Origin of the sequence: Pseudooceanicola nanhaiensis (genome assembly GCF_020171315.1) — a bacterium.
Classification (GTDB): domain Bacteria; phylum Pseudomonadota; class Alphaproteobacteria; order Rhodobacterales; family Rhodobacteraceae; genus Pseudooceanicola; species Pseudooceanicola nanhaiensis_A.
Window position 1 is genome coordinate 47,558 of the sequence record NZ_JAIUZP010000001.1, and the last position, 25,312, is coordinate 72,869.

The 25,312-nt window shown below is 67.6% G+C and carries 23 protein-coding genes; 10 read left to right on the top strand and 13 right to left on the bottom strand.

Going from position 1 to position 25,312, the window contains the following annotated elements; translation table 11 throughout:
• Positions 1 to 105 precede the first annotated feature (105 nt).
• Together LCM32_RS00215 and LCM32_RS00220 are read left to right on the top strand one after the other, a co-directional pair.
• The gene (locus LCM32_RS00215; protein ID WP_224819051.1) at positions 106 to 1,110 is read left to right on the top strand and encodes a TAXI family TRAP transporter solute-binding subunit; all 1,005 of its coding nucleotides are present in this window, start codon (positions 106 to 108) and stop codon (positions 1,108 to 1,110) included.
• A gap of 100 nt (positions 1,111 to 1,210) precedes the next feature.
• Complete coding sequence (locus tag LCM32_RS00220) at positions 1,211 to 3,292, top strand: TRAP transporter permease (RefSeq protein WP_224819052.1); 2,082 nt, start codon at positions 1,211 to 1,213, stop codon at positions 3,290 to 3,292.
• A gap of 82 nt (positions 3,293 to 3,374) precedes the next feature.
• Here the strand turns inward: LCM32_RS00220 and LCM32_RS00225 are convergent, their stop codons facing one another.
• Positions 3,375 to 3,569 (bottom strand): hypothetical protein, encoded by a 195-nt coding sequence (locus LCM32_RS00225; protein WP_224819053.1) that lies wholly within the window; start codon positions 3,567 to 3,569, stop codon positions 3,375 to 3,377.
• Between the two features lie 236 nt (positions 3,570 to 3,805).
• On the opposite strand from LCM32_RS00225, the gene LCM32_RS00230 reads away from it, so the two are divergent.
• Positions 3,806 to 4,474, top strand: a complete 669-nt coding sequence (locus LCM32_RS00230) for a class I SAM-dependent methyltransferase (protein ID WP_224819054.1) — start codon at positions 3,806 to 3,808, stop codon at positions 4,472 to 4,474.
• Positions 4,475 to 4,489: 15 nt separating this feature from the next.
• Here the strand turns inward: LCM32_RS00230 and LCM32_RS00235 are convergent, their stop codons facing one another.
• The gene (locus LCM32_RS00235) at positions 4,490 to 4,903 is read right to left on the bottom strand and encodes a cytochrome c (protein WP_318246162.1); all 414 of its coding nucleotides are present in this window, start codon (positions 4,901 to 4,903) and stop codon (positions 4,490 to 4,492) included.
• A gap of 329 nt (positions 4,904 to 5,232) precedes the next feature.
• Here LCM32_RS00235 and LCM32_RS00240 point away from each other — a divergent pair, with 329 nt between their 5' ends.
• On the top strand, positions 5,233 to 6,405 hold the full coding sequence (locus LCM32_RS00240) for a pyridoxal phosphate-dependent aminotransferase (protein WP_224819055.1): 1,173 nt from the start codon (positions 5,233 to 5,235) through the stop codon (positions 6,403 to 6,405).
• 5 nt (positions 6,406 to 6,410) lie between these two features.
• On the opposite strand, the gene LCM32_RS00245 is transcribed toward LCM32_RS00240, so the two are convergent.
• The 7 genes from LCM32_RS00245 to LCM32_RS00275 all read right to left on the bottom strand — a co-directional run bounded on the left by LCM32_RS00245 (position 6,411) and on the right by LCM32_RS00275 (position 13,618).
• Positions 6,411 to 7,415 carry an ion transporter gene (locus tag LCM32_RS00245; RefSeq protein WP_224819056.1) on the bottom strand — a complete coding sequence of 335 codons (1,005 nt, stop codon included), beginning with the start codon at positions 7,413 to 7,415 and terminating at the stop codon, positions 6,411 to 6,413.
• Positions 7,416 to 7,754: 339 nt separating this feature from the next.
• Entirely contained in the window at positions 7,755 to 8,252 is a 498-nt protein-coding gene (locus LCM32_RS00250) for a hypothetical protein (RefSeq protein ID WP_224819057.1), read from the bottom strand.
• Positions 8,249 to 9,514 carry a 3-isopropylmalate dehydratase large subunit gene (locus LCM32_RS00255; protein ID WP_224819058.1) on the bottom strand — a complete coding sequence of 422 codons (1,266 nt, stop codon included), beginning with the start codon at positions 9,512 to 9,514 and terminating at the stop codon, positions 8,249 to 8,251. The genes LCM32_RS00250 and LCM32_RS00255 overlap by 4 nt, the downstream gene beginning before the upstream one ends.
• A 17-nt stretch (positions 9,515 to 9,531) precedes the next feature.
• The gene (locus tag LCM32_RS00260) at positions 9,532 to 10,413 is read right to left on the bottom strand and encodes an isocitrate lyase/PEP mutase family protein (RefSeq protein ID WP_224819059.1); all 882 of its coding nucleotides are present in this window, start codon (positions 10,411 to 10,413) and stop codon (positions 9,532 to 9,534) included.
• A 44-nt stretch (positions 10,414 to 10,457) separates the two neighbouring features.
• On the bottom strand, positions 10,458 to 11,774 hold the full coding sequence (locus LCM32_RS00265; protein WP_224819060.1) for an aminotransferase class III-fold pyridoxal phosphate-dependent enzyme: 1,317 nt from the start codon (positions 11,772 to 11,774) through the stop codon (positions 10,458 to 10,460).
• Complete coding sequence (locus LCM32_RS00270; RefSeq protein ID WP_224819061.1) at positions 11,771 to 12,844, bottom strand: phosphotransferase; 1,074 nt, start codon at positions 12,842 to 12,844, stop codon at positions 11,771 to 11,773. The genes LCM32_RS00265 and LCM32_RS00270 overlap by 4 nt, the downstream gene beginning before the upstream one ends.
• Before the next feature lie 102 nt (positions 12,845 to 12,946).
• Positions 12,947 to 13,618, bottom strand: coding sequence for a GntR family transcriptional regulator (locus LCM32_RS00275; protein WP_224819062.1), 672 nt, complete (start codon positions 13,616 to 13,618; stop codon positions 12,947 to 12,949).
• Between the two features lie 348 nt (positions 13,619 to 13,966).
• Between LCM32_RS00275 and LCM32_RS00280 the strand changes: the two genes are divergently transcribed.
• Genes LCM32_RS00280 through LCM32_RS00300 form a run of 5 tightly spaced genes read left to right on the top strand, consistent with a single transcriptional unit; the run spans position 13,967 to position 19,392 of the window.
• Positions 13,967 to 15,574 carry an ABC transporter substrate-binding protein gene (locus LCM32_RS00280; RefSeq protein ID WP_224819063.1) on the top strand — a complete coding sequence of 536 codons (1,608 nt, stop codon included), beginning with the start codon at positions 13,967 to 13,969 and terminating at the stop codon, positions 15,572 to 15,574.
• A gap of 6 nt (positions 15,575 to 15,580) precedes the next feature.
• A complete protein-coding gene (locus LCM32_RS00285; RefSeq protein WP_224819064.1) occupies positions 15,581 to 16,570 on the top strand; it encodes an ABC transporter permease in 990 nt (329 codons plus the stop codon).
• A 7-nt stretch (positions 16,571 to 16,577) separates the two neighbouring features.
• Complete coding sequence (locus LCM32_RS00290; protein WP_224819065.1) at positions 16,578 to 17,414, top strand: ABC transporter permease; 837 nt, start codon at positions 16,578 to 16,580, stop codon at positions 17,412 to 17,414.
• A complete protein-coding gene (locus LCM32_RS00295) occupies positions 17,411 to 18,388 on the top strand; it encodes an ABC transporter ATP-binding protein (RefSeq protein WP_224819066.1) in 978 nt (325 codons plus the stop codon). The genes LCM32_RS00290 and LCM32_RS00295 overlap by 4 nt, the downstream gene beginning before the upstream one ends.
• A complete protein-coding gene (locus tag LCM32_RS00300; protein WP_224819067.1) occupies positions 18,385 to 19,392 on the top strand; it encodes an ABC transporter ATP-binding protein in 1,008 nt (335 codons plus the stop codon). Before LCM32_RS00295 ends, LCM32_RS00300 begins: the two co-directional genes overlap by 4 nt.
• Positions 19,393 to 19,437: 45 nt before the next feature.
• Here LCM32_RS00300 and LCM32_RS00305 read toward each other — a convergent pair whose 3' ends face one another.
• The 4 genes from LCM32_RS00305 to LCM32_RS00320 form a co-directional block, all read right to left on the bottom strand.
• On the bottom strand, positions 19,438 to 20,724 hold the full coding sequence (locus LCM32_RS00305) for an Nramp family divalent metal transporter (RefSeq protein ID WP_224819068.1): 1,287 nt from the start codon (positions 20,722 to 20,724) through the stop codon (positions 19,438 to 19,440).
• A 147-nt stretch (positions 20,725 to 20,871) separates the two neighbouring features.
• Positions 20,872 to 22,143 (bottom strand): organoarsenical effux MFS transporter ArsJ, encoded by a 1,272-nt coding sequence (gene arsJ / locus LCM32_RS00310; RefSeq protein WP_224819069.1) that lies wholly within the window; start codon positions 22,141 to 22,143, stop codon positions 20,872 to 20,874.
• Between the two features lie 51 nt (positions 22,144 to 22,194).
• Positions 22,195 to 23,193: an ArsJ-associated glyceraldehyde-3-phosphate dehydrogenase gene (locus tag LCM32_RS00315; protein WP_224819070.1), complete on the bottom strand. Its 999-nt coding sequence runs from the start codon at positions 23,191 to 23,193 to the stop codon at positions 22,195 to 22,197.
• The gene (locus tag LCM32_RS00320; protein WP_224819071.1) at positions 23,190 to 24,023 is read right to left on the bottom strand and encodes a helix-turn-helix domain-containing protein; all 834 of its coding nucleotides are present in this window, start codon (positions 24,021 to 24,023) and stop codon (positions 23,190 to 23,192) included. Before LCM32_RS00320 ends, LCM32_RS00315 begins: the two co-directional genes overlap by 4 nt.
• A gap of 300 nt (positions 24,024 to 24,323) precedes the next feature.
• On the opposite strand from LCM32_RS00320, the gene LCM32_RS00325 reads away from it, so the two are divergent.
• Positions 24,324 to 25,286, top strand: a complete 963-nt coding sequence (locus LCM32_RS00325; protein ID WP_224819072.1) for an NAD(P)-dependent oxidoreductase — start codon at positions 24,324 to 24,326, stop codon at positions 25,284 to 25,286.
• Positions 25,287 to 25,312: the final 26 nt, after the last annotated feature.

Consider the following 25,312-nt stretch of genomic DNA (forward strand, 5'->3'; position numbering starts at 1 on the left):
CCGGCCCCCGGACCTGCGCGCGGGGTCATGAAGTATCCTCTTGTGAACGTGATGAATTTGGACCTAGATTTGCCGCAGTCATTTCAATGGAAGTTGGGAGCTACCATGAAACACACGAAAATTTTCGCCGGTGTCGCCCTGGCACTGGGCCTGTCGGCCCCGATGGCCAGCGCGCAGGACATGGCGTTCTTCCGCATCGGCACCGGCGGCACCGCCGGCACCTATTACCCGATCGGCGGTCTGCTCGCGAATGCGATCTCGAACCCGCCGGGCTCGCGCGCCTGTGACCAGGGCGGCTCCTGCGGCGTGCCCGGGCTGATCGCCTCGGCGCTGTCGGCCAACGGCTCGGTTGCCAACATCAACGCCATCGCGGGCGGCTCGCTCGAGTCTGGCTTCTCGCAGTCGGACGTGGCCACCTGGGCCTACACCGGCACCGGCATCTGGGAAGGCAAGGCACCGGTCGAGAAGCTGCGCGCCATCGCCAACCTCTACCCCGAGAGCATCCACCTCGTCGCCAGCGCCGACTCGGGCATTTCGAGCGTCGCGGACCTGAAGGGCAAGCGCGTCTCGATGGACGAGCCCGGGTCCGGCACGCTGGTTGACGCCAAGATTATCCTCGAGGGCTACGGCATCGCCGAGAGCGACATCCAGCCCGAGTACCTGAAGCCCGACCAGGCCGCCGACCGCATGCGCGACGGTGCCATGGACGCCTTCTTCTTCGTGGGCGGCTACCCCGCTGGCGCGATTTCCGAGCTGGCCAGCCAGCACGAGGTCAAGCTGATCCCGATCAGCTGTGACGAAGCCCCCAAGATCTGCGAGGACTTCGGGTTCTTCGCGCCTGACACCGTGCCCGGCGGCACCTACGAGGGCAACGCGGATGACGTGAACACGCTCTCCGTCGGCGCCCAGTGGGTCACCAGCGCGGACCAGCCCGAAGAGCTGATCTACGAGATCACCAAGGCACTCTGGAACGACAACACCCGCAAGCAACTCGACGCGGGTCACGCCAAGGGCAAGATGATCACCAAGGAGACCGCCCTGAACGGTATCGGCATCCCGCTGCACCCCGGCGCCGAGAAGTTCTACAAGGAAGCGGGTCTGCTTCAGTAAATCGGTCCGGCGCGGGACACTCCCGCGCCTGCCACGTTTCAGGGGGTTGCGAGCATGATCGCGGCCCCCTTTTTCCTCTATCCCCACAGGAGCGTCACTGATGACCGAGGACCGCAGCAAGCCGGGTGTGGACGATATCCGCGAACTGACCGCCGATGAACTGCAGGCCATCGAAGAGGAGTTCGACCCCGAACTCCGCTTCCGTGTCCTGGTCTGGCCGCTGACGTTGATCAGCGCGGCGATCCTGTTCCTGCTCTCGTGCTACCACTTCTACACCGCGGGCTTCGGCATCCCGCAGGCGACCGTGCACCGCGGGTTCCACCTCGGCGTCACGCTGCTGGTCGTCTTCCTCAGCTTCTCGGCCTTTGGCCGCAAGGAGATGGGCCATGGCTGGCGCTCGCCCTTCGGGCTGCCGCTGCTGGACTGGGTGCTGGCCATCGCGGGCATCGTCAGCGCGCTCTACGTGCCGTGGATCTACAGCGAACTGGCCTTCCGGGTCGGGAACCCGCTGCCGATCGACGTGGCCATGGGCACGATTCTGATCGTCGTTCTGCTGGAGGCGGTACGCCGTTCGATGGGCTGGCCGCTGCCGGTGATCGCGATCCTCTTCATCGCCTATGCCTACTTCGGCAAGTCGATGCCGGGCATCCTCGTCCATCCCGGGGCGAGCTGGTCGAACATTGTCAACCACCTCTACCTGACCTCGCAGGGCATCTATGGCACCGCGCTCGGGGTGATTGCGACCTATGTGTTCCACTTCGTGCTCTTCGGCGTGATGGCGACGCGGATCGGCCTCGGGCAGCTCTTCATCGACATCGCCTCGGCGCTTGCCGGGCGCTACGCGGGCGGCCCGGCCAAGGTCTCGGTCCTGTCCTCGGCGCTGCTCGGCTCGATCTCGGGCTCCTCGATCGCGAATACGGTGACCACCGGTGCGCTGACGATCCCGGCGATGATCCGCATCGGCTATCCCCGCCACTTCGCCGCCGCCGTGGAGGCCGCCGCCTCGACGGGCGGGCAGATCACGCCGCCGGTCATGGGGGCCGTGGCCTTCCTGATGATCGAATACCTCGGCGTGCCGCTGACCACGATCCTGACCGCGGCGCTGGTGCCGGCCTTCATGCACTTCTTCGGCGTGCTGGTGCAGGTGCACCTCGAAGCCCGTCGCCTCGGCCTGCGCGGCCTCTCGGCGGCGGAGCTGCCGAACGCGTGGAAGGTGCTCAAGGCGGGCTGGCTCTCGGTCGTGCCGCTGGTGATCCTCGTGGCGGTGCTGCTGTCGGGCCGCACGCCCTTCGCCGCGGCCTTCTGGTCGATCTCGGCCTGTATCGTCGTGCTGTCGATCCAGCAGATCCGCGCAGGCGGGCTGATGGACGGCCTCAAGGGCACGGCGCATGGCATCTGGGAAGGCTTCATCCTCGGCGCCAAGCAGTCGCTTTCGGTCACGGCCGCAGCGGCGCTGGTGGGCGTGGTGATCGGCGTCGTCACCCTGACGGGTGTCGGCTTCAAGATCGCCTACATGGTCACCAGCATCGCGCAGGGCTGGGCCACCTCGCTGCACGAGACGCTGGCCTTCCTGCCCTTTGAGGTCATGACCGTGCCGTCGCTTACGCTGCTCTTCACGCTGATCCTGACGGCGGTGGTCTGCATCCTGATGGGCTGCGGCATCCCCACCACGGCGAATTACATCATCATGGTGGCCGTGGCGGCGCCGATCCTCGGCATGCTGGGCGTGCAGCAGATGGTCGCGCACTACTTCGTCTTCTACTACGGGGTGCTGGCGGATGTGACGCCACCTGTGGCGATGGCGGCCTATGCGGGCGCGGGGATCGCCGGGGCGAACGCCTTCAAGGCGGGCAACACCGCCTTCCGGCTCAGCATGGGCAAGGCGCTGGTGCCCTTCGTCTTTGCCTTCCAGCCAGCGCTGCTGATCGTGACCGACGGGTTCACCTGGCAGGCCTTCGCACTGGCCTTCAGCGGGGCAACGCTGGGGATCTGGATCCTCGCCTCGGCGGTGTCGAGCTGGCTCTTCGCGCCGCTCTACTGGTTCGAGCGGCTGGTGCTGGTCTTCGCGGCGCTGCTGCTGGTGGCGCCCAACCTGACGGCCAGCGTCATTGGCCTGCTGCTGGTGGTGCCGATCGCGCTGCGGCAGCTCTTGCCGAAATGGCGCGGCGGGGCCGCGGCCTGACGGCGATCCGACACACGCATGAGAGACGCCGCCTTCGACCCGAAGGCGGCGTTTCGCATTTCAGGGGGGGGTGAGCCGGGGCTTACCAGTTCGGGTGGTAATACTTGCCCTTGTTCAGCCCGACGTAGAGCGGCCCGCAGCTTTGACCGACGGAAACGCCGGTGTGCACGCCACCTCCGCCGATGCCGACATTGAGGTTGGCGTTCGGGCTCGGGCTGCATTTCTCGCAACCGGCGAGGGCGGTGCCCGCGAAGGCGAGGGCTAGAACCAGGCGCATTCCTATCTCCCTGTCGTCGGTGCCTGCCCGCGTGGCAGGGCTGCCTTGAGCCTAGGCGGGGCGGTGGCGTCGCGGCAAGGGCTAAGGCCCGGCAGGCCGCCGCGTCTTTCCGCCTCGCCGTGAAATGCGAAGGAGCGCACAGGAGATGCGCCGGTGAATTCCGGTTGACTCGTTGCCGGGTCAGGCCGCATGGGAAGCGTTCCGCGCCACGTGCGCCCGCTTGCAGGATCAAGACCGTGACCGCGAACCCCTACGAAAAGGCTGGCTTCTACGAGACGGCGATTGCCGCCGGGCAGCATCGCGCCATCGTCGGCGGGCGGTGGGATGAGACGGGGCGCATCCAGATGGAGGTCCTGCGCGAGGCGGGGCTGGAACCGCATCACCGGCTGCTGGACATCGGCGCAGGATCGCTGCGGCTGGGGTGCAAGGCGGTGGAATATCTCGCGCCGGGTCACTACTGGGCGACCGATGCCTCGCGCGAGATCATGCTGGCCGGTCACCGGGCGGAGCTGAGCGATCCCACGCGGCTCGACCCGGCGCAGCTGGTGGAAGACGCGCGGTTCGCGTTCCCCGGCATCCCCGATGACATCACCCACGCCATCGCCTTTGCCGTGTTCCCGCATCTGACGATGGTGCACCTGCGCCGGGCGCTGACCGCGCTGCACCGCTTCGAGCGGCTGGAGTGCTTCCTCTTCACCGTCTTCCTCGCCCCGGACGTTCAGGCGTCCCTCGGGCCGGTGCGGCAGCCGGATGGTGTCGTGACCCACGATGCCCGCGCGCCCTATCACGTGCTCGAGGCCGACGTGGCGCATTTCGCCCGCTGCAGCGGGTGGGAACTGTCCCGTGAGAAAGTCATGCTGCCGCGCGGGCAGGTGCTGTTCGTGGCCCGCCCCCTGCGCGGGTAACGGGCCGGTCGCTGCCTACTGCTGGATGCTCTCGAGGTAGTCGAGGAGCCCGGCCAGTTCGCGCGGGGTCGGGGTCAGCACGCCGTCGATCTCGACCGGGACGAGGTCGTCCGCCATCGCGCCGCCGAATTCCGGCATGACGCGCGCCAGGTGACCCTGCACCGGATCGCCGTAGATGAAGGCCAGGGCGCGGGCCTCCGGGAAGGTGCCGCCGTTGCCGGCGCTCAGCATCGTCAGATCGGCGGGGGCGGTGGCGAGGCCAGCTGCCAGCGGCCCGTCGCCGCGCCCCTCCGCCCCGTGGCAGGAGACGCAGTTCGCCGCGAAGAAGGCGGCGCCATCCCGGCGGTCGGGCATCCGCGCCTCGGTGCAGGCCGCGAGCACGGCGGCCGCGACGACGGAGATGGATGCAAGGTAGATCGTAGTGCCCATTGTGCCCCCTCTTTGCCGGTCTTGGGGCCCTCCTGCGGGGCGCGCCGGCATCAGCATGTCAGGCCCAGATGATCACAAGTTCGCGCGGAGGAAAAGTGGCCGCGCCGCGATGCGGAGGGGGGTATCCGGCCCGGCGCGTGGGGGCGAGGCAGGCCAGGGGCGGACCGGTCGGCAGGATAACGCTCCGGGATGTCTTGCATGACACAATTGCATGGCCCGAGGTATTCTCCGGCCCCGCAAAATATGCGAAGCCGATCCCGGTTCCGGGTGGCCCCCATCGGCTGATCCCGCGTGTTTTCCGGCCCCCGCGCCGACAATTCGGAGTTTCCATGCAAATCGGTCCTCGCATTCCCCGTATCAAGGCTGCCGGCAGTGACGGCTGGGAAATTGTCTACCGCGCCCGCGCCCTCGTCGCGGCCGGAGAGCACGTCCTGAACCTGACGATCGGAGAGCCGGACCGTACGACCGATCCGCGCGTCCTGACCGCGATGCACGAGGCCGCCATGGGCGGTCTCACGGGCTATACCTTCGGGCCGGGTCTGCCGGAGCTGCGCCGGGCCATCGCCGCCCGGGTGACCGAGCGGACCGGCGTCGCCACCCGCCCCGAAAGCGTGATCGTCACGCCGGGCGGGCAGGCGGCGCTCTTTGCGGCCCATATGGTGCTGCTGTCGCAGGGCGATACCGGGCTCTACATCACGCCGCACTACCCGACCTATCCGACAACGATCCTCGCCACCGGGGCCGAGGCCGTCTCGGTCGCGGCTAGTGCCGAGGCAGGCTTCCAGCCCAAAGCGGAGGCGATCCTCGAAGCGCAGGCCCGTACCGGCGCACGCAGCCTGCTGATCAACACGCCGAACAACCCCACCGGGGTCGTCTACACCCCCGAGACCGTCGCCGGGATCGCGGACGCGTGCCGCGAGGCGAACCTCTGGCTGATCTCCGACGAGGTCTATGACACCCAGATCTGGGAAGGCGCGCATCACACGCCCCGGGCGCTGCCGGGGATGGAAGAGCGCACCGTGGTCATCGGCTCGATGTCCAAGAGCCATGCCATGACCGGCTCGCGCCTCGGCTGGATCGTCGCGCCGGATGAGGTGGTCGAGGCGGCCACCGTGCTGGCGACGAACACGACCTACGGCGTGGTGCCCTACATCCAGAAGGGTGCCCTTGCCGCGCTGGAGCTCGGGCCCGACTTCGAGGAGGAGATCGCCGCGCCGTTCCGGCGTCGCCGGGCACTGGTGCAGGCCGCCGTCGCGGGCAGCGACAAGGTCAGCACCGCGCCTGCGGCCGGGGCGATGTACGTGATGCTCGACATCCGCGAGACCGGGATCTCGGGCGAGGCCTTTGCCCGCCGCCTGATCGAGGAAGAGCGCATCGCGGTCATGCCGGGCGAGAGCTTCGGCGCCGCTGCGGCCGGGCATCTGCGCGTCGCCCTGACGCTGCCCGATGCGGACCTCTCGGAGGCCGTGACGCGGATCGTGGCCTTCGCCGAGGGGCTCTGACCGGGTCAGAGCCCCTTGGGGTGCGGATGCGGGGCGGGGGGCTGCGTCTCTTCCTCGGGATCGAAGATATGGCCGCAGGCCGGGCAGCGACAGCCCGGCTGCGGCATCTGCCGCAGGCGCACCTCTGACAGGATCGTGTGGGCAATGTCGCGGCTGATACCAAGCTCGCGGCGCAGCAGTTCGATCTGACGCCCTTCGCCGAGGTCAATCTTGCCGTCCTCAAGCGCCAGCCGGAATTCGTTGCGCAGGTGATCCCGGCGCCTATGCAGGTGGTAGGCCAGCCCGCTGGCGATGATACCGGCGGGCAGGGCGGCCATGCCGACGCCCAGCACGGTGATCAGCCCGCCAAAGATGCGCCCCAGCGGCGTGATCGGCGTGACATCCCCGTAGCCGACGGTCGTCAGCGTCACCAGCGCCCACCACATCGCCGCAGGGATCGAGCCGAAATCCTCGGGCTGGGCCTGATGCTCGACGAGGTAGGCGCCGGTGGCCGCGAAGACGAGCAGGATGGACAGGATCGAGAAGGCCGCGGTCAGGGCTGCGGCCTCTTCCCGGATGACCGTGAACAGCACGGACAGGGCGGGTGAGTAGCGGGTGAGCTTGTATATCCGGAACAGGCGCAGGATGCGCAGGATCTGCAGGTTCGAGGAAAACAGCAGCCCGAGGAAGAAGGGCAGGATCGCCGCGAGGTCGATCAGGGCCAGCGGGCTGCGCATGTACGCCAGCCGCGCCTGCCAGTGCGGATGGGTCGGGGTTTTCTCGACGCTGGCCCAGACCCGCAGCAGGTATTCGGCCGAGAAGATCGCCACCGAGATCGTGTCGAAGGTTCCGAAGGTCGCGTGATGCGCGCTGTAGAAGCCGGGGATCGTCTCCAGCGTCACGGCGAGGACGTTCGCGATGATCAGCGCGATCAGGGAGAAGTCGATCAGGCGCGCCAGTTTCGAGCCGCGCCGGGGGTCTTCTAGCAGCAGGTAGACCTGCTGGCGGAGGGTCGCGGTGTCCGGCATCATGCGCCCAGGGCCTGCCGGGCCGGGCCGGTCGCGGCGTGCGTCGCAGCGGGGCGGGGCGCCCTGCCGGCGCCGGAGGTCTTCGGATGCAGCATTCGGATCAGTCCCAAGCGGTCGCCTGTCCCATGCGGGGGCGCATGGGGTCCCCTCTTTCTAGCAGCGGGCGCGGGGCGGGCCTACTGGCCATCTGGCCGCAAGCCCCGGACCCCGGTGAAGACGATCACCGGGTAGTCACGACAGGCATCACCGCGCCGATCCCGGCGCGGTGTTCGCCTACGGGCTTGCTCGGGCGAGGATCCCGGGCGGGGCCGCGCGGGCGCGACAGGCCCGGTGATCTTTCTCTCAGCCCGCCGGTGCGATGTGGCCGGAGCGTTCGAGGACCGGGAAGATACCCCCGCCCTGCATGATCTTCAGAAGGCTCTCGGGCACGGGCCGGATCGCGAGGCGATTGCCCCCTTCGGCTGGCCCTGCCTGCCAGGTTTCAAGGTCCACCGACAGGTCCATCCCTTCCTGGGCGAGCGCGCCGATGCCGGGGCATTCCACCGCCAGCAGGCCGAAGCTGACGCAGTTGCGCAGGAAGATCCCGTTGATGCTGTCAGCGAGCAGGCAGGCGCAGCCGAGGTTGCGCAGCGAGCGCGCCGCCGGGCGGCTGGAGCCGGTGCCGAAGTTCAGCCCGCCGGTGATGATGTCGCCCGGCGTGAAGGCATCGGCAAACCCCGGCCGCACCGCGCTGAAGGTGGCCTTGGTCTGGGCCTCCTCGGATTGGTCGTAGACCCAGCCCGGCATGATGAGATCGGTGTTGATGTGGTCCCCGAAGGACCAGACGCGCCCGGTGATCATGCCGTTGCCTCCGCGTTCGGAACAGGGACGCCCGCGATCCGCCCGGCCACCGCCGAGGCGGCAACCACGGCGGAGGAGGCCATGAAGATCCGCGCCGACGGGTCGCCCATGCGGCCCCGGAAGTTGCGGGTGGAGGAGGTGATGCAGGTCTCGCCCGCGCTGAGAAGGCCCATGTGCGCGCCGCAGCAGGCACCGCAGGTGGCATTGGTCACCACTGCGCCCGCCTCCATCAGCGTCGCGATGTAGCCAAGGCGCAGCGCCTCGCGGTAGACGGCCTGCGAGCTTGGCGTGACGATCAGCCGGACGCCCGGGGCAACCAGCCGGCCCTCCAGCACCTCTGCCGCCATGCGCAGATCGTCGAGCGTGCCATTGGCGCAGGACCCGATGAAGGCCTGCTGGATCGGCTCTCCCACGGCCTCCTGAAGCGACGCGGTATTGCCGAGGATGGAATGGGGCAGGGCGACCCGCGGACGCACCGCGCCAAGGTCGATCCGGCGCAGCTCGGCATAGGTGGCGTCGGGGTCGGGGCTTTGCGGGGTGAAGGGCCGGTCGGTTCGCGCGCGCATGAAGTCGAGCAGCCGCTGATCCGCCTCGAAGGTGCAGAAATCGCTGCCCAGTTCGGCGGCCATGGTGGCGAAGGTCCGTCGCGCGTCCATCCCGAGGGAGGCAAGGCCGGGCCCGCCGACCTCGATGTTATGGCCGGTGTGCGCGCCGTAGAGCCCGGCAATCCAGAGGAAGAGGTCCTTGGCGGCCACGCCTTCGGGCAGGATGCCGGTCAGCTCGTAGCGGATCGTCGGGGCCACGCGGAACCACGTCCGCCCGGTGGTGACAGACTGGATCATGTCCGGCTCGCCCACGCCCATGGCGGCGCAGTTGAAGGCCCCGGCGGCGCAGGTGTGGCTGTCGTCGCATACGAGGACGGAGCCCGGCAGGCCATAGCCCCGTTCGGCGATGACAGCATGAGCGATGCCCATGTCGCGCCCCACGTCATGAACCCGTTCGATGCCGTATGTCTCGACGAAGGCGCGGCCGACGCGGTGCGCCTCGGCGGCGCGGTTGTCGGGGGCGGGGGTGCGGTGGTCAAAGATCACGGCCACCTTCTCGGGGGCGGCGACCTTCAGCACCTCGCGCCAGGCGGCGGGGTAGAAGTTGGTGTCGATGAGCACCGCGAGGTCCACCGCCACGTCGACGATGTCCCCCGGTGTCACGCTGTCCCGCCCGGCGGCGCGGGCAAGGATCTTCTCGATGATCGTCTGTCCCATGCTGCGCCCCCGTCCGCTCAGTCCGGCAGTTCGTACTTGTCGTTCAGGGCGTCCACCTCGGGCAGGCCGATCATGGTGTTGAAGGCGCCGAAGCGCATCATCATCCCGTCGTCGGGATAATTTCCGCCCTGCAGGATCGACCGGTACATATGCGCCAGCCCGCCCGCCGCGGCCATGATCGAATCCGGGTAGGAGAGGATGCGGTAGCCGAGCTTGGACAGGTCCTCCAACTGCGGCACCGGCGACAGGCCGTCCCAGCTGGCGTTGTACATCAGCGGCACGTCGAAGCGGCGCGGGATCTCGTTCATCTGCCAGTCGTCCACCGGGGCTTCGATAAAGATCACGTCGGCACCGGCCTCGACATACATGTGGGCGCGTTCGCAGGCGGCCTCGAATCCGTCAGTGGCGATGGCATCGGTGCGCGCGATCAGGACGAAGTTGTCATCGGAGCGGGCATCGCAGATCGCCTTGATCTTGTCGCACATCTCCTTCGCCGGGCCGAGCCGCTTGCCGGCCATGTGGCCGCAGCGCTTGGGGAACATCTGGTCCTCGATGTGCATGCCCGAGGCGCCGGCCTTCTCCACGTCGCGGATGAGGCGGGTGGCGTTCATGTAGTTGCCATAGCAGGTGTCGCCATCGGCCACGACCGGGGCCGAGACCGCATCGCAGATGCGCGAGACCATCTCGACGTTCTCGGGCATGGTCAGGTAGCCCACGTCTGGCATCCCGAGGCGCGAGGCAGAGATGCCGAAGCCCGAGGCGTAGATGATCGGGAAGCCCGCGGCCTCTGCCAGCTTGGCCGAGACGCCGTCGAAGGTGCCGCCCATGGGCAGAGGCTTGTCGCCGTTGATCATCTCGCGGAGTTTCGCGGTGCGCGCGCGGGTCGAGGGTGTACTCATCAGGCGTCTCCTGTCAGGTTGCGGCCCCGTGAGGGGAGGCCGGTTCAGCTTGTCACCAGCGGTGCGATCACCGCGAGGAAATGGTCGATCTCGGCCCGGCCAATGCAGAGCGGCGGGCGAATTTTGAGCACGTTGCCGTCCGGGCCGGTGGCGCTGATCAGCACGCCGCGGTCGCGCAGGTCCGAGACGAGGCGCGCGGCCAGCGGGCCGTCGGGCTGACCGTCCGTCTCCACGTCGACCCCGACGAAGAGACCGGCGCCCCGGACATCGCCCAGGATGGCGGAGGTCTTTGCAATCCCGCGCAGCCCGTCGGCGAGGTAGGCGCCAAGGGTGGCGGAGTTCTCCATCAGCCCTTCGTCCCGGATCACGCCAAGCACGGCGAGGGCCGCGGCGCAGGCCACGGGGCTGCCGCCGAATGTGTTGAAATAGCGGGCCTTGGCCCCGAAGTCTGCCAGCACGTCGGGCTGGATTGCCATCGCGGCTACGGGCTGGCCGTTGCCCATCGGCTTGCCCATGGTGACGATATCCGGCACCAGCCCGTGCCGCTGGAAGCCCCACATGGCAGCGCCGGTGCGGGCAAATCCGGGCTGCACCTCGTCCGCGATGAAAAGCCCGCCCGCGGCACGGACCGCCGCCACCGCATCGGCAAGGAAGCCGGGGGGATCGGCATAGACGCCGTCGCTGGAAAAGATCGTGTCGCAGATCAGCGCGGCGACGCCGTGACCGCTGGCCTGAAGGTCCGCGATGGCGGCCTCGACACCTGCCGCGAAGGCGGCGCCCACGTCGCCTGCGCCCTGCGGCGCGGGCACGATCCGCACGTGATCACCCCGGGGCACGCCCGCCCCGAGGGAGGGCGAGATCTCGGACACCACCGAGGTCACGCCGTGGTAAGCGTTGGTGGTGACGATGACGCCCTTCGCCCCCGTACGGTGCCATGCGACCCGCAGGGCAAGGTCGTTCGCCTCGCTGCCGGTGCAGGTGAACATGATATTGGCGAGCGCCTCGGGCATGGTGCCGAGGATCGCCTCGGCGCAGTCGAGAATCGTCTCGTGCAGGTAGCGGGTGTGGGTGTTCAGCTGCCGCGCCTGACGGTCGATCGCATCCAGCACCGCCGGATGGGCGTGACCGACCGAGGCGACGTTGTTGTAGAGATCGAGGTAACGCCGTCCCTGCGCATCCTCCAGCCAGACGCCCTTGCCGCGCACGATGTGCAGCGGTTCGCGGTAGAAGAGCCTGTAGGCCGGGCCCAGCACCCGGGCACGCCGGGCGATCAGCTGCTGCATCTCATCCGGCAGGTCGCCCGCCGTGGCGGCGTCGAACCCGTTGGCCATGGCCCCGGGGGCCTGCATCGCGAGGGTCATGCGCGGGCCTCCACGGCGGTCAGGACCATGTCGCGCAACTGGCCGTCTGCCATGCCGCGCAGGGCGGCAAGGGAGGTCCAGGCGCCCGCGTTGTTGCGCAGGATATAGTCGCGGTTCTCGGGGTAGCGGGCGGCGCGCCATTCGGTGATCGACACGGTCAGGACCTGCCGTGCCGCGATCAGGTCGGGCAGCAGGGCCAGCTCCGCCTCGGTCAGCGGGGTGATCTCGTGGTAGGCAGAGATCACCGCCGCCAGCGTCTCGGCCCAGTCGGGCTGTGCGTAGTCCTCGTAGGCGGCGGCAACGGCCAGTTCGTTGATCAGCGGTGCCTCCACCATGTCGCCGAAATCCAGAAACCCGCTGGGGTGTTCCGGCCGGGTGGGGTCGACGACGATGTTGTAGGGGTTCAGGTCGTTGTGGATGAACTGCCGACGCAGCCCGTGCAGTTGCGGCAGCACGTGGTCGCAGAACCGGTCGAGGAAGACGCCCGCGAGCGCCCGTCGCTCATCGCCGGCGATCCGACTCAGAAGGGGACGGACGCGGTGGGTTTCGCTGATGTCCCACAGGATGTCCTGCGCGACGCCGGGGTGCGGCAGGTCCGAGAGGGCGCGGTCGAGACGGGCCGCCATGCGCGCGATGTTGCAGCGCAGGGCACGGGACTGGACCGCGTGGCGCAGTTGCTGACCGGGCAGATAGGTCATGATCCGGGCCCGGGTCACCCCGCCGCCGGGCAGCTTGATAGAGGCCGCGAATTCCCCATCCCGCGTGGGTACCGTGCGCGGCACCGGCAGCCCCGGGTCGCGCCGGGCAATATGTTCCAGCGTCGCGACCTGCGCGCGGGTGATCTCTTCGGCCTCGGCCGGGTTGGTGATCTTCAGAACGTAGCTGCTGCCGTCCGCGCAGGAGAGGCGGAAGTTCTGGTCCCGCTCGCTGGTCAGAAGGCTGCATTGCCCCGTCAGGCCGAAGTGATGCTCCGCGATCGCGGCGGCATCGCTTTCCTCAAGGCGCGGGGGGGCCGCGACGAACTGCGAGCCGCCGGGGATGAGGTCGGGGTCGGTCTTCACTTGCGCCATGTCGAATCTCCTGCTCATCGCTCAATATGCGATATTTGATGCATCAGGCAATCCTGCAAAATTTTTTGCGGCCCGGCGGACGCTGTTTCGTGGGGGGCGGCGTCAGAACGCCGCCGCGAGTCCTTCCTGTTCGGGGAAGTGCTGGACGAGGGAGTGAGTCGCCGATTCGATGTCCCGGGCGATCTCCTTGCTGGCCAGATCCGCGTCGCGGGCCTGCAGGGCTTCGACGATGCGTTGATGCGGCTCGTTCGCATGGGGGACGTAATCGCCATCGACGAGCAGCTGGCTGAAGTAGGGGCCAACCTGGCTCCAGAGTTCGGTGATCTTCTGCAGCAGGATCGGGGCCTGCGCCTGTTCGTAGATCGTGAAGTGGAACTCCTGATTGATCCGCGTGTAGGCGGGGCTGTCGCCTGCCTCGGCCGCTTCGGTGCCTTCCAGGACTAGGCCCTGCAAACGGTGAAGATGGGAAAGTTTCAGGTTTGGCGTGGCCTTGCGCGTGGCCAAACCCTCCATCAATACACGGATTTCTGACGCTTCGCGCAGCAGGGCCTGTGTTAGGACGGGCACGGCGAAGGTTCGATTCGGCATCATGACGAGGAGCCGTTCAGCCACCAGTCGCAGCATCGCATCGCGCACCGGCGTGACGGAGATGCCGAAATCGGCAGCCAATGTCCGGATCACCAGAGGTTGGCCGGGCTTCACCGCGCCGCTGACCAGCTGGCGGCGGATCTCGTGGTAGGCTCTTTCATTCAGCGTCTGATGCTCGAACCGCACTGTCCGTTCCTCCGTTCTCTCCGCCTGCAACCTCGGCAGCTTATCCAATCCTGCCGGGGCTGTCCGCTTTTGCGTGCCTTTTCCCGGAATTTGGCCGCGCGGTCCCGATCGGGGCCGTCGCGAGAAGTGCTGTGATTACCTCTTAGCCCAATCGGGGGCAACCGCGTAAAGATATTTGATGCATCAGACATCATGCATTGACAGAAAACGACTCGCATGCCTAGCGTCGAGGCATCGCCGACCCCTGGCCGCCTGAACCGGGCAGGGGCCGGCGGCTGGGAAGTCGTTCACCGAAACCTTCGCCGGTCACCCGTCCAGCACGGCCGGTTCATCCATGGGGACAGAAAGATGAAATCTGCACGTTACCTCGGGGCGGCCGCGACGCTTGCCCTCATCGCCACAACCGCGGCGCAGGCGCAGGATGCCTGCCCGACCAAGGGCGGCACGCTCACCTTCAGCTACACCGCCGAGCCGGTCGCGCTGTCGACGCTGCGCACCACGGCCGTCACGGTCTCGCTCATGGCGGGCAAGATCTACGAGGGGCTGGTGTCCTACGAGGGGCCTGAGATGACGCCCGTTCCGGGCCTGGCCGAAAGCTGGGACATCTCGGAGGATGGCACCGTCTACACCTTCCACCTGCGCGACGGCGTGAAGTGGCACGACGGGGAACCCTTCACCAGCGCCGACGTGAAATTCGGCATCGAGAACGCGATCCGGCCCTACCACTCGCGCGGCAAGATCTTCTTCGGCAACGTCACCTCCATCGAGACGCCCGACCCGCTGACGGTGATCTTCACCCTCGCGTCGCCGGTGGAATACTTCATGCAGGGGTTCCAGATGACCTCGGCGCCGATGCTGCCCAAGCATATCCTCGAGACGCTGGACGTCTCGGACCGGCAGGCGCTGATCAACTCCTCGCTCACCTCCGAGCCGATCGGCACCGGCCCGTTCAAGTTCAAGGAATGGGTGCATGGCGATCACATCACCCTGACCCGCAACCCGGATTACTGGCAGGCGGGCCTGCCCTGCCTCGACAACATCGTGATGCGCTCGATCCCCGACGGGGTGGCCCGCGGCATCGCGCTTGAAAACGGCGAGATCGACCTGCTGCCGATGAACTCGGTGCTCGACAGCGATATCGCGCGCTTCGAAGACATGGACAGCCTCGAAGTCAGTATGCGCGGCGACGAAGGTCTGGGCGGGATCATCTGGCTTGACGTGAACAACCGCGAAGAGCCGCTCTCCGATCCGATGGTCCGCAAGGCGATCAGCCTGTCGCTGGACCGCGAAACCATCCGCGACGTGATCTGGTATGGCTATGGCGTTCCGGCACGTGGTCCGCTCGTCTCGACCAACCCGTTCTTCAACGAGAAACTGCCCGAGCTGGAGTTCGACCTCGAGAAGGCGGCGGCGCTGCTGGACGAGGCCGGTTATCCCGCTGATGCGAACGGCCACCGCTTCACCATCACGCAACGCGCACTGCCCAACGGTGAGAAGTTCATCCGCCTTGCCGAATACGTGCGCCAGCAACTGGGCAAGGTGGGGATCGAGGCCAAGATCGAAACCTCGGACTACGCCGGTTGGCTGAAGTCGGTCTTCACCGACTACAACTACGGCATCACCAGCACCTCGACCGACAACCGGAACGATCCGACGATCGGCACGGGGCGGCGCTTCCACACCAAGAACATCAAGGTCGGCGCGACCTTCGAGAACGCCGGCGCCTACTCGAACCCCGAGGTGGACCGCCTGTTCGACGAGGGCGCAGTGGCCCCGACCCGCGAGGCCCGCAAGGCGATCTTCGACGAGGTTCAGGAGATCCTCGTGGACGATATGCCCGTCGTCTACCTGCTGGAGATCCCCCGCGTTTCGGTCTGGAACGCCAAGGTGCACGGCCTGATCACCAACGGGATCTCGTTCTACGACAACTGGGCCAAGGTCTACAAAGAGGAGTAATCCGGAATGGCCTTCAGCATCCCGCCCTTCCTGCAGTTCATGTTCCGGCGTGTCCTGCAGATCATCCCGGTGGTCATCGCGATCGCCGCGCTGAACTTCCTCCTGCTCAGCCTCGCGCCGGGCGACGCGGCCGACGTGATCTCGGCCAACAATGGCGGCGCCAGCGCCGAGGAGGTGCAGGCCCTGCGTGAATCCCTTGGCCTCGACCGGCCGATGATCGTGCAGTTCTTCAGCTACATGGGCGGGGTGCTGACCCTTGATCTGGGGCAGTCCTACGTGCGGGGCATGCCCGTGCTGGACCTCGTGATGTCACGGGTTCCGGCGACCCTGCTGCTGATGGTGACCTCGCTGGCGCTTGCGGTGCTGGCGGGGATCCTCCTCGGCATCCTGTCCTCGACCCGCTACGGCAGCCTGCTCGACCGGGTGATGAGCATCATCTCCCTGTTGCTCTATTCCACGCCGCATTTCTGGCTGGCGCTGATGATGATCGTCTTCTTCTCGGTGCATCTCGGGCTTCTGCCCTCGGGCAACATCGCGACGATCGGCGGGGATTTCAGTTTCCTTGGCCGGGTCTGGGACGTCTTCGTCCACCTGATCCTGCCGGCGGTGACGATGGCCATGTTCTATATCGCCGTCTACATGCGGCTGATGCGCTCCTCCATGCTGGAGGTGCTGGACCTGGACTATATCACCGCCGCCCGTGCCCGGGGCGCGAGCGAGAAGAAGATCGCCTACAGCCACGCGGCGCGCAACGCGCTGCTGCCCGTGGTCACGCTGGCCGGTGTCCAGATCGGCCACGCCCTCGGCGGGTCCGTCCTGATCGAAACGGTCTTCGGCTGGCCCGGGCTGGGGCGGCTCGTCTACGAATCCCTGCTGGAGCGCGACACCAACACGCTGATGGGGATCCTCGTCGTGTCCTCCGTGCTCGTGATCGTGGTCTCGCTCTGCATCGACCTCGTCTGCGGGCTGCTCGACCCGCGCATCGTCCACAAGTGAGGCCCTGATGTCCCGTTCCTCGGATTTCCTGCGCCGGCTGTTTTCCAGCTGGACCACCGCCCTCGGGGCCGTGCTGCTTTTCATCATCGTCGTGGCCGCCATCTTCGGCCCGATCGTCTATACCGTCGACCCGTTCGAGATGCTGGGCCGCCCGGCGCAGCTGCCCTCGGCCCGGTTCCCGCTGGGCACCGATGTCTCGGGCCGCGATATCCTCGCAGGCATTCTCAACGGCGCGCGGGTCAGCCTGATCGTCGGCCTTGCCGCCAGCCTCGGGGCCACGCTGATCGGCATCGTCATCGGCGCGCTCTCGGGCTACTTCGGCGGGCTGATCGACGATACGCTGATGCGGATCACGGATTTCTTCCTGACCGTGCCGAACTTCGTGCTGCTGCTGGTCATCGTGTCGGTCTTCACCTCGACGATCGAGGTGATCACGCTGGCCATCGCCTTCGTCTCCTGGCCCTCGGTGGCGCGCCTCGTGCGCAGCGAATTCGCCTCGCATGCCAGCCGCGAATACGTCCACGCCTGCCGTGGCCTCGGCATGTCGCACATGGAGATCATGGGCCGCCAGATCCTGCCGAACGTCATGGCGCCGATCATCGTCGTCTCCTCGCTCATGGTGGCCAGCGCCATCCTGACCGAGGCCGGGCTGTCCTTCCTCGGTCTCAGCGACCCTGACATCGTGTCCTGGGGCTACATGATCGGGGTCGGGCGCACCGTGCTGCGCAGCGCCTGGTGGATGGCTGCCATCCCCGGCGTGATGATCGTGCTTGCCGTCCTCGCCATCAACCTCGTCGGCGAGGGGCTCAACGATGCCCTCAATCCCCGGATGCGCCAACGATGACTTCCCTGCTTACCGTCAAATCCCTCTGTGTCGGCTTCCCGGGCAAGCGCGGCGTGCTGCCTGCGGTCGAGGACCTCGATTTCCACATCGCCCCCGGCGAGACGCTGGCCATCGTGGGCGAATCCGGCTCCGGCAAGAGCACCGCGGCGCTGTCCATCCCGGGCCTTCTCTCGCGGTCGAGCCGCCCTGTCGTGTCGGGCAGCGTGCGCTTCGAGGGACAGGAGATGCTGAACATGCCCGACCGCAAGCTGGCGCGGATGCGCGGGCCGGACGTGGGCATGATCTTTCAGGATCCCTCCACCTCGCTGAACCCGGTCTTCACCATCGGGCGCCAGATCTGCGAGCCTCTGCGCACCCACATGGGGCTGGATGCCCGTGCGGCCGAGGCGCGGGCCATCGAACTGCTGGAACTGGTCAAGGTCTCGGCCCCCGAGCAGCGGCTGGCGCAGTATCCGCACAACCTGTCCGGGGGGATGCGGCAGCGGGTGATGATCGCCATTGCCCTTGCCTGTTCGCCCCGGCTGCTGATCGCGGATGAACCGACCACCGCGCTGGACGTCACGGTGCAGGCACAGGTGCTGCGCCTGATCAGCGGCTTGCAGAAGTCGCTGGGCATGGCCGTGCTGCTGATCACCCATGACCTTGGCGTGGTCTGGGAAACCGCGGATCGCGTCATCGTCATGTACGCCGGGCGCAAGGTGGAGGAGGGGCCGGTCCGGCGCATCCTGTCGCAGCCCAGCCACCCCTACACCGAGGGCCTGCTGCGCGCCGCGCGCAAGGAAGGCCGCGACGGCTTCCTGACCGAGATCCCGGGCGTCGTGCCGCCGCCGCACCAGCGCCCGCCCGGCTGCGCCTTCGAGCCGCGCTGCGCCCGTGCGATTGCGGCCTGCCGCGCCGCCGTGCCGGCGATCCGCTCCACCGGCCCCGGTCAGGTCGCCGCATGTATTCGAGCCGAGGAAGGGCAGCCCGCATGACACTGCTGAAAGTACACAAGCTGGTCCGTCACTTCCCGGTGTCGCGCGGCTTCGGCTCCTCCGCCATCGTGCGGGCGGTGGATGGTGTCGATCTGGAGATCGCCCCGGGCGAGACGCTGGCGATCGTCGGGGAGTCGGGCTGCGGGAAGTCGTCGCTGGCGCGGTGCGTGGCCGGTCTGGACACTGCCACATCGGGCAAGGTCGAGGTCGAAGGCACCGACAGCGCCGATATGCTGACCGCCGATCCGATGCGGTTTCGTCGCAGCATCCAGATGGTCTTTCAGGATCCCTATTCCAGCGTGAACCCGCGCCGCCGCATCGGCGAGATCATCGGCGACGGCCTGCGGCTGCACAAGCTGGTGCCCCGGGCGCAGCGCGCCGAGCGGGTGCGCGAGCTGCTGGAGCAGGTGGGCCTCGCCGCGGATTACGCCGACCGCTATCCGCACGAGCTATCCGGCGGCCAGCGGCAGCGGGTTTCCATCGCGCGGGCGCTTGCCGTGAACCCCCGGCTGATCGTCTGCGACGAGCCGGTCTCGGCGCTGGACGTGTCGGTGCAGGCGCAGGTGATGAACCTTCTGGTTCGGCTCCAGCGCGATCACGGGGTGGCCTATCTCTTCATCTCCCACGACCTCGCTCTCGTACGGCACATCGCCCACAAGGTGGCGGTGATGTACCTCGGGCAGGTCGTCGAAAGCGGCGATGCCGCGATCTTCGATCAGGGGTTCCTGCATCCCTACGCGCAGAGCCTCTTTGACGCCGCCCCGCGGATCGGCCGCCCGGAGGGAGAGGAGGTTGAACTGCTGGAAGGCGATGTGCCAAGCCCGATCAGCCCGCCCTCGGGGTGCCGCTTCCACACGCGGTGTCCGCAGACAATCGACCGCTGCAAGGTCGAGGCCCCGGACCTGCGGCCCGTTGCGGGGCGCGACGTGCGCTGTCACCGGGCCGAGGAGATGCTGGCCCGCATGATGCCGCCACAGGCGGAGGCGGCCTTCGGCACGGGCTGACGGTCCGGCCGGAGGGGCAGGCGGTCGCCGGTCTGCGCGGCGGCCCTACTCTGCGAGGAAGGGGATCGGCAGGCCGAAGGTCTGGGCCAGCAGCACGAAGTTGAGGCCCAGCACCACGACCGCCCCCAGAAGCGCCCCGATGCGCAGCAGCGGCCCGGCGACGAAGGTGCCCATGATGTCCGGGCGCGAGACGAAGATGATCAGCGCGATCATCGGGACCGGCAGGGCGATCGACAGGATGACCTGCGACAGCACGAGCGCATCGGTCGCGTTGTAGCCAAGCGCGACGACGGCGAAGGCCGGCGCCATGGTGACGAGGCGGCGCAGCCAGATCGGCACGCGCACATGCAGGAAGCCCTGCATGATCATCTGCCCTGCCATGGTGCCCACGACCGAGCTCGACACCCCCGAGGTGATCAGCGAGACGAGGAACACCGCGGCGGCGGCAGACCCCAGAAGCGGGGTCAGCAGGTGGTAAGCGTTCTCGATCTCGGCCACTTCGCTGTGGCCGCTGTGGAAGGCCGAGGCCGCCATCATCACCATGGCCATGTTGACCATGCCCGCGATGGCAAGCGCGACCACGACCTCGATGTTGGAGAACCGCAGAACGCGACGGCGGTCGTCCTCGTTGCGCAGGGTCGCGCGGGATTGCGTCAGTCCCGAGTGGAGGTAGACCGCATGGGGCATCACGGTGGCCCCGATGATCCCCACGGCAATGGTCAGGGCCTGCGCGTCGGGCATCCGGGGGGTGATCAGCCCCGTGCCCGCGGCGGGCCAGTCGATCGGGGCGAGAAAGATCTCGACGAGGTAGCACAGGCTGATGATGCCGATCATCGTTCCGATGATCAGCTCCATGGGCCGGAAGCCCTGCCGCTCGAAGATCAGGATGCCATAGGTCACGATGGCCGTGACGACCATGCCCCAGAACAGCGGGATGCCGAACAGCAGGGCAAGGCCGATCGCGCCGCCGAGGAACTCGGCCAGGTCGGTGGCCATGGCCGCAACCTCGCTGACGGCCCACATGACCCAGACCACGGGGCGCGGAAAGTGATCGCGCGACATCTCGGCAAGGTTGCGGCCCGTCACGATGCCCAGCCGGGCCGACAGCGCCTGGAACATCATGGCGATCAGGTTGGCCAGCAGCACCACCCAGAGCAGCGTGTAGCCATAGCCCGCGCCGGCCTGGATGTTTGTGGCGTAGTTGCCGGGATCGACATAGGCGATGGAGGCGATCACCGCGGGGCCGACGAAGAGCAGCCGGCTGAACAGGCCGTGACGCTCGCCGGCGAGGACGGCGGCCATGCCACGGCGGGTGCGTTCGGTGCTGTTCATCTTGCGTCTTCCGGCTCTTGTCGCGCGACAGCTAGCGGGGGAGCGGGGCGAAGTGCAATGCGGCAGGTTTGAATGTCGCGGGAATGTGGCTGCAAAATCTGCCACATCGCCCCGGCCGCGCCCGTTTCTACGCCACGCCGCCGGGGATCAGGCCGCGGCGGGGGGCTCATCTGTCAGGCGGCCGGAGAAGAGGGCCGACAGCGCCACCATGATCGCGGCGGTGAGCAGCACGAGCGACAGGCCCCCGATCTGGTAGGTCACCCCGGAGAGCAGCGTGCCCAGCAGGCGGCCGCCCGCGTTCGCCATGTAGTAGAAGCCCACGTCCATCGTGACCCGCTCGCTGCGGGAGAAGGCGAGGATGAGGTAGGAGTGCAGCGCGGAGTTCACCGCGAAGAGCGCCCCGAAGGCCAGCAGCCCGGCGACGAGGGTGATCGTCAGCACCGGTGTCGGGCCCGGCGCGATGAAGACGGCCAACGTCAGGCCCGCCGGGATCACGCAGAGCGCCGCGGCCCAGCCCCGGGCCGCGCGGATCAGCTCTGCCTCGGGGCGCTGCGTTGCGCGCAGAATGCGCGGCGCACTGGCCTGTACCGCCCCGTAGAGGATGATCCACAGCGCCATGAAGGTGCCGATCAGGAAGAAGGCCGCGCGGTTGCCCGCCTCTGTCCCGTCCGAGAGGACGGCGTAGAAGTAGACCGGGATCCCCACCACGAACCAGACGTCCCGGGCACCGAACAGGAAGACCCGCGCGGCGGACAGCCAGTTCACGTTGGCGGATTTCGAGAAGACCTCGGAGAATTTCGCGCCCTTGCGGCCGCGGGGCAACCCGGCAGGCATGTAGAGCATGACCGCCACGAGGATCACGGCCAGAACCAGCGCCATGGCAAGCACGGCCCATGTGAAGCCCAGCGTGGCCAGCAGGGCGGCCCCCAGCAGGAAGCCCACGCCCTTCACCGCGTTCTTCGATCCGGTCAGCACCGCCACCCAGCGGAAGAGGCCACCGCCCTCCGCCGGGGCGAGCAACTTGACCGCGGATTTCGAGGACATCTTGGCGAGGTCCTTTGCCACGCCGCTGGCCCCCTGCACGCACATGACGAAGGCCACCGAGGCGGCCGCGCTCCACGCCGGGTCAAGCTGTGTCAGCGCCAGCAGGGCCACCACCTGCAGTGCGAGCCCGGCATAGAGCGTCGAGGTCAGGCCGAACCGCGCCGCGATCCAGCCCGCCGCGAGGTTGGTGACCATGCCCGCGATCTCGTAGAGCACGAAGAGATAGGCCAGCTGCACCGGCGAGAAGCCCAGCGTGTGGAAGTGCAGCAGCACGAGCATCCGCAAGGCGCCATCGGTGAGCATGAACGCCCAGTAGGCGGCGGTGACGGCGACATAGGCCGAAAGGCCGTCCTGCGGTTTGGTCTGGGCGGTCATGAAAGCGTCTCGCGGGTCAGGAGGGGAGAGGGGCGTGCCGGTGGATGAGGGTCAGAGCGAGGCGCCGACCATCAGCGCCACGTCGACCAGCCGGTTGGCATAGCCGTATTCGTTGTCGTACCAGGCGTAGATTTTCACCTGCGTGCCGTTGATCACCATCGTGGAGGGCGCGTCGATGATGCTGGAGCGCGGATCGTTGGTGTAATCGGTCGAGACGAGGGGCCGCGTCTCGTAGCCGAGGATGCCTTTCAGATCGCCATCGGCCGCGGCGGCGAAGGCGGCGTTCACCTCGTCTGCCGTCGTCTCGCGTTCGACCTCGAAGACGCAGTCGGTGAGCGAGGCATTGAGCAGCGGCACGCGCACCGCATGGCCGTTCAGCCGGCCCTTCAACTCGGGGTAGATCAGCGTGATGGCCGTGGCCGAGCCGGTGGTCGTCGGGATCAGCGAGTTCAGCGCCGAACGGGCGCGGCGGAGGTCCTTGGCGGGCCGGTCCACGATGGTCTGGGTGTTGGTCACATCATGGATCGTGGTGATCGACCCGTGGCGGATGCCAAAGGTTTCGTGGATGACCTTCACCACCGGGGCGAGGCAGTTCGTCGTGCAGGAGGCCGCGGTGACGATGTGGTGCGCGGCGGGATCATAGGTGTCGTCGTTGACGCCATAGACGATGTTCGCCGTCGGGCCGTCCTTGACGGGGGCCGAAACGACGACCTTCTTCACGCCCGCGGCGAAATAGGGCGCAAGCTTGGCCTCGGTCTTGAAGACGCCGGTGCAGTCGATCACCACATCCACACCCTCCAGCGGCAGGGCCGAGAGGTCCTTGGTGCCGATGAACGGCAGGCGGGTGCCGTCGATGGTGACGCTGTCCGCGTCATGGGAAAAGGCGGCGGGCCAGCGGCCATGCACCGTGTCGAATTCGAGAAGGTGGGCGTGCATCTCGGGATCGCCGACGGCGTCGTTGATCCATGCGATCTTTGCGCCGCTCTCGATCAGCGGGCGCAGGGCGAGTTTTCCCATCCGGCCGAGGCCGTTCAGTGCGTAGGTGGTCATTGGCTGTCCTTGGCGGGCGTGCGGCCGATCTCGTCGACGGCGGATTGAAGGGCGATCCGGTCGAGGCTCTCGACCGGGAGGGCGGCAAAGGCCTCGATCCGGCGCTTGAGGGCGCCATAGGCCTGCTGGAAGGCGAGCGCCTTTTCCGCATCGGTGCCATCGGCCTTCACCGGGTCGGTCATGCCCCAGTGGCCGCTGATCGGCTGGCCTTCCCAGGCCGGGCATTCCTCGTTCGCGGCAAGGTCGCAGACCGTGAAGACGAAATCGAGCTGCGGCGCGTCGGGGCCCGAGAATTCCAAGACGTTCTTGGCGCGCAGCACCGAGGTGTCATGCCCCTTGTCGGCGAGGACCTGAAGCGCGAAGGGGTTCAGCTCCGAATAGGGGCGCGTGCCGGCGGAGAAGACATCAAACCGGTCGCCTGCGAGGTCCCGCAGGAGGGATTCGGCAAAGATCGAGCGTGCGGAGTTCCCCACGCAGATGAAGAGGACGGTGTACTTGCGGTCAGTCATCGGGGCAGATCCTGTGATGAAGGGCAGGCAGAGGTCTGGGCGGGCACGACAGCAATCCGTGAACAGGCCGTCAAAGAGGTGACGTACGGCTGTCATGTCGATGGAGTAGAGGAGCGATGTCCCGGCGCGATCCTGAAGGACCAGCCCCGCGCGATGCAGCGCGGCGAGGTAGGTCGACATCGTGCTGGCCTTGATGCCGAGCACGGTGGCCAGTTCCCCGGCGGGCACGCGGTCGGGGTACCGGCGCATCAGCAGCCGGAACACCGCGAGGCGCTGCGGATGGCCCAGGGTCGTGAGGATATCGGGAATCGTGTTTTTCATATTTCATGAATTAGTGAAATATTGGGCGCTGGGCAAATGAACCTTTCATGACAGCCGCCGGAGGGCGCCTGCCGCGTTGCGTGGCCCTGAGGCGGTGCCCTTGCAGGATGCCCCCAAGCGCTGCCCGATTTCTGGGCGCAAACGTGCATTTACGGCGTAAGGGCATTGGATGCCGGGGCCGGGGTCTGCTAAATCGCCGGGTGCTCTTCCGGTCCGGGCCGCTCCGGCCTAGACGGGGCGCCGAAACGACAAGGAGACACCGATGGCGACGCCATACGAGATCGCAGAAGGGGCCCGCGCATGAGCGGCCCGGTCATCGTCAACCACATCGGCCCCGAGGTGAGCGAAGCGCTCAAGGCGCATCCGAGCCAGCCGCGCGTTCTGGATGACTTTGAGCCCAAGACCCCCGGCGATCTGCCGGAGGACGTGGAGATCGTCCTGACCCGGGCGCTCGCCGAATGGCGCGAGTGCTGGGAAGACAGCGATGCCCCGGCGCATGGGCTGCCGAACCTGAAGTGGGTGCAGACCTTCTCGGTCGGGGTGGACCGCTATCCGCCATGGCTGCTGGAAGGCCGGATGGTCACCAACGGCCGTGGCATGACGGCGCGCGCGATCGCGGAATTCACCCTCGCCGCCATTCTCCTGCGGGAGAAGCCGCTGGTGAAGGTGTCGGCCACCAGCCGCGACACATGGGACCAGAAGGCCTTCCCGGGCCGGGTCAACGGCAAGACGCTGGGCATCTTCGGCTATGGCGCGATCGGGCAGGAGATCGTCAAGCGCGCGCTTGCCTTCGAGATGGACGTGGTGGTCTGCCGCCGTTCGGCCCCGCCCGCAGATGCGCCTGAGGGCATCCGCTATGTCACCTCGCTGGACGAGATGATCGGCCAATGCGATCACCTCGTGATCTCTGCGCCGCTGACGGATGAGACCCGCGAGATCGTCAACGCGACGATGCTGGCAAAGGCCGCCAAGGGCATGCACCTGATCAACGTCGCCCGCGGCGCGCTGATCAACGAGGCCGACCTGCGCGGCTGGCTTGACAGCGACCCCGAGGCGTTCGCGACCCTCGACGTGACGTGGCCCGAGCCGCCGGTGGAGGGCGATCCGCTCTACACCCATCCGCAGGTGCTGCTGACGCCGCACGTCTCGTGGTCCGGCGATACGATCATGCCGCTCTTCGTGGAGAAGGTGCTGAAAGGGCTTGATGCCTACGTGGCCGGTCAGCCGCCCGAGGGGCAGGTCGACCTCAAGCGCGGCTACTGATCCGCCGCGCGGGACAGGGGCGGGCC

What these genes read in the sequence shown, in the direction of transcription:
- LCM32_RS00215 (WP_224819051.1), top strand. Translation starts at nt 106, where the DNA reads ATGAAACACACGAAAATTTTCGCCGGTGTCGCCCTGGCACTGGGCCTG.
- LCM32_RS00220 (WP_224819052.1), top strand. Translation starts at nt 1,211, where the DNA reads ATGACCGAGGACCGCAGCAAGCCGGGTGTGGACGATATCCGCGAACTG.
- LCM32_RS00225 (WP_224819053.1), bottom strand. Translation starts at nt 3,569, where the DNA reads ATGCGCCTGGTTCTAGCCCTCGCCTTCGCGGGCACCGCCCTCGCCGGT.
- LCM32_RS00235 (WP_318246162.1), bottom strand. Translation starts at nt 4,903, where the DNA reads ATGGGCACTACGATCTACCTTGCATCCATCTCCGTCGTCGCGGCCGCC.
- LCM32_RS00240 (WP_224819055.1), top strand. Translation starts at nt 5,233, where the DNA reads ATGCAAATCGGTCCTCGCATTCCCCGTATCAAGGCTGCCGGCAGTGAC.
- LCM32_RS00245 (WP_224819056.1), bottom strand. Translation starts at nt 7,415, where the DNA reads ATGATGCCGGACACCGCGACCCTCCGCCAGCAGGTCTACCTGCTGCTA.
- LCM32_RS00250 (WP_224819057.1), bottom strand. Translation starts at nt 8,252, where the DNA reads ATGATCACCGGGCGCGTCTGGTCCTTCGGGGACCACATCAACACCGAT.
- LCM32_RS00255 (WP_224819058.1), bottom strand. Translation starts at nt 9,514, where the DNA reads ATGGGACAGACGATCATCGAGAAGATCCTTGCCCGCGCCGCCGGGCGG.
- LCM32_RS00260 (WP_224819059.1), bottom strand. Translation starts at nt 10,413, where the DNA reads ATGAGTACACCCTCGACCCGCGCGCGCACCGCGAAACTCCGCGAGATG.
- LCM32_RS00265 (WP_224819060.1), bottom strand. Translation starts at nt 11,774, where the DNA reads ATGACCCTCGCGATGCAGGCCCCCGGGGCCATGGCCAACGGGTTCGAC.
- LCM32_RS00270 (WP_224819061.1), bottom strand. Translation starts at nt 12,844, where the DNA reads ATGGCGCAAGTGAAGACCGACCCCGACCTCATCCCCGGCGGCTCGCAG.
- LCM32_RS00280 (WP_224819063.1), top strand. Translation starts at nt 13,967, where the DNA reads ATGAAATCTGCACGTTACCTCGGGGCGGCCGCGACGCTTGCCCTCATC.
- LCM32_RS00285 (WP_224819064.1), top strand. Translation starts at nt 15,581, where the DNA reads ATGGCCTTCAGCATCCCGCCCTTCCTGCAGTTCATGTTCCGGCGTGTC.
- LCM32_RS00290 (WP_224819065.1), top strand. Translation starts at nt 16,578, where the DNA reads ATGTCCCGTTCCTCGGATTTCCTGCGCCGGCTGTTTTCCAGCTGGACC.
- LCM32_RS00295 (WP_224819066.1), top strand. Translation starts at nt 17,411, where the DNA reads ATGACTTCCCTGCTTACCGTCAAATCCCTCTGTGTCGGCTTCCCGGGC.
- LCM32_RS00300 (WP_224819067.1), top strand. Translation starts at nt 18,385, where the DNA reads ATGACACTGCTGAAAGTACACAAGCTGGTCCGTCACTTCCCGGTGTCG.
- LCM32_RS00305 (WP_224819068.1), bottom strand. Translation starts at nt 20,724, where the DNA reads ATGAACAGCACCGAACGCACCCGCCGTGGCATGGCCGCCGTCCTCGCC.
- arsJ (WP_224819069.1), bottom strand. Translation starts at nt 22,143, where the DNA reads ATGACCGCCCAGACCAAACCGCAGGACGGCCTTTCGGCCTATGTCGCC.
- LCM32_RS00315 (WP_224819070.1), bottom strand. Translation starts at nt 23,193, where the DNA reads ATGACCACCTACGCACTGAACGGCCTCGGCCGGATGGGAAAACTCGCC.
- LCM32_RS00320 (WP_224819071.1), bottom strand. Translation starts at nt 24,023, where the DNA reads ATGAAAAACACGATTCCCGATATCCTCACGACCCTGGGCCATCCGCAG.
- LCM32_RS00325 (WP_224819072.1), top strand. Translation starts at nt 24,324, where the DNA reads ATGAGCGGCCCGGTCATCGTCAACCACATCGGCCCCGAGGTGAGCGAA.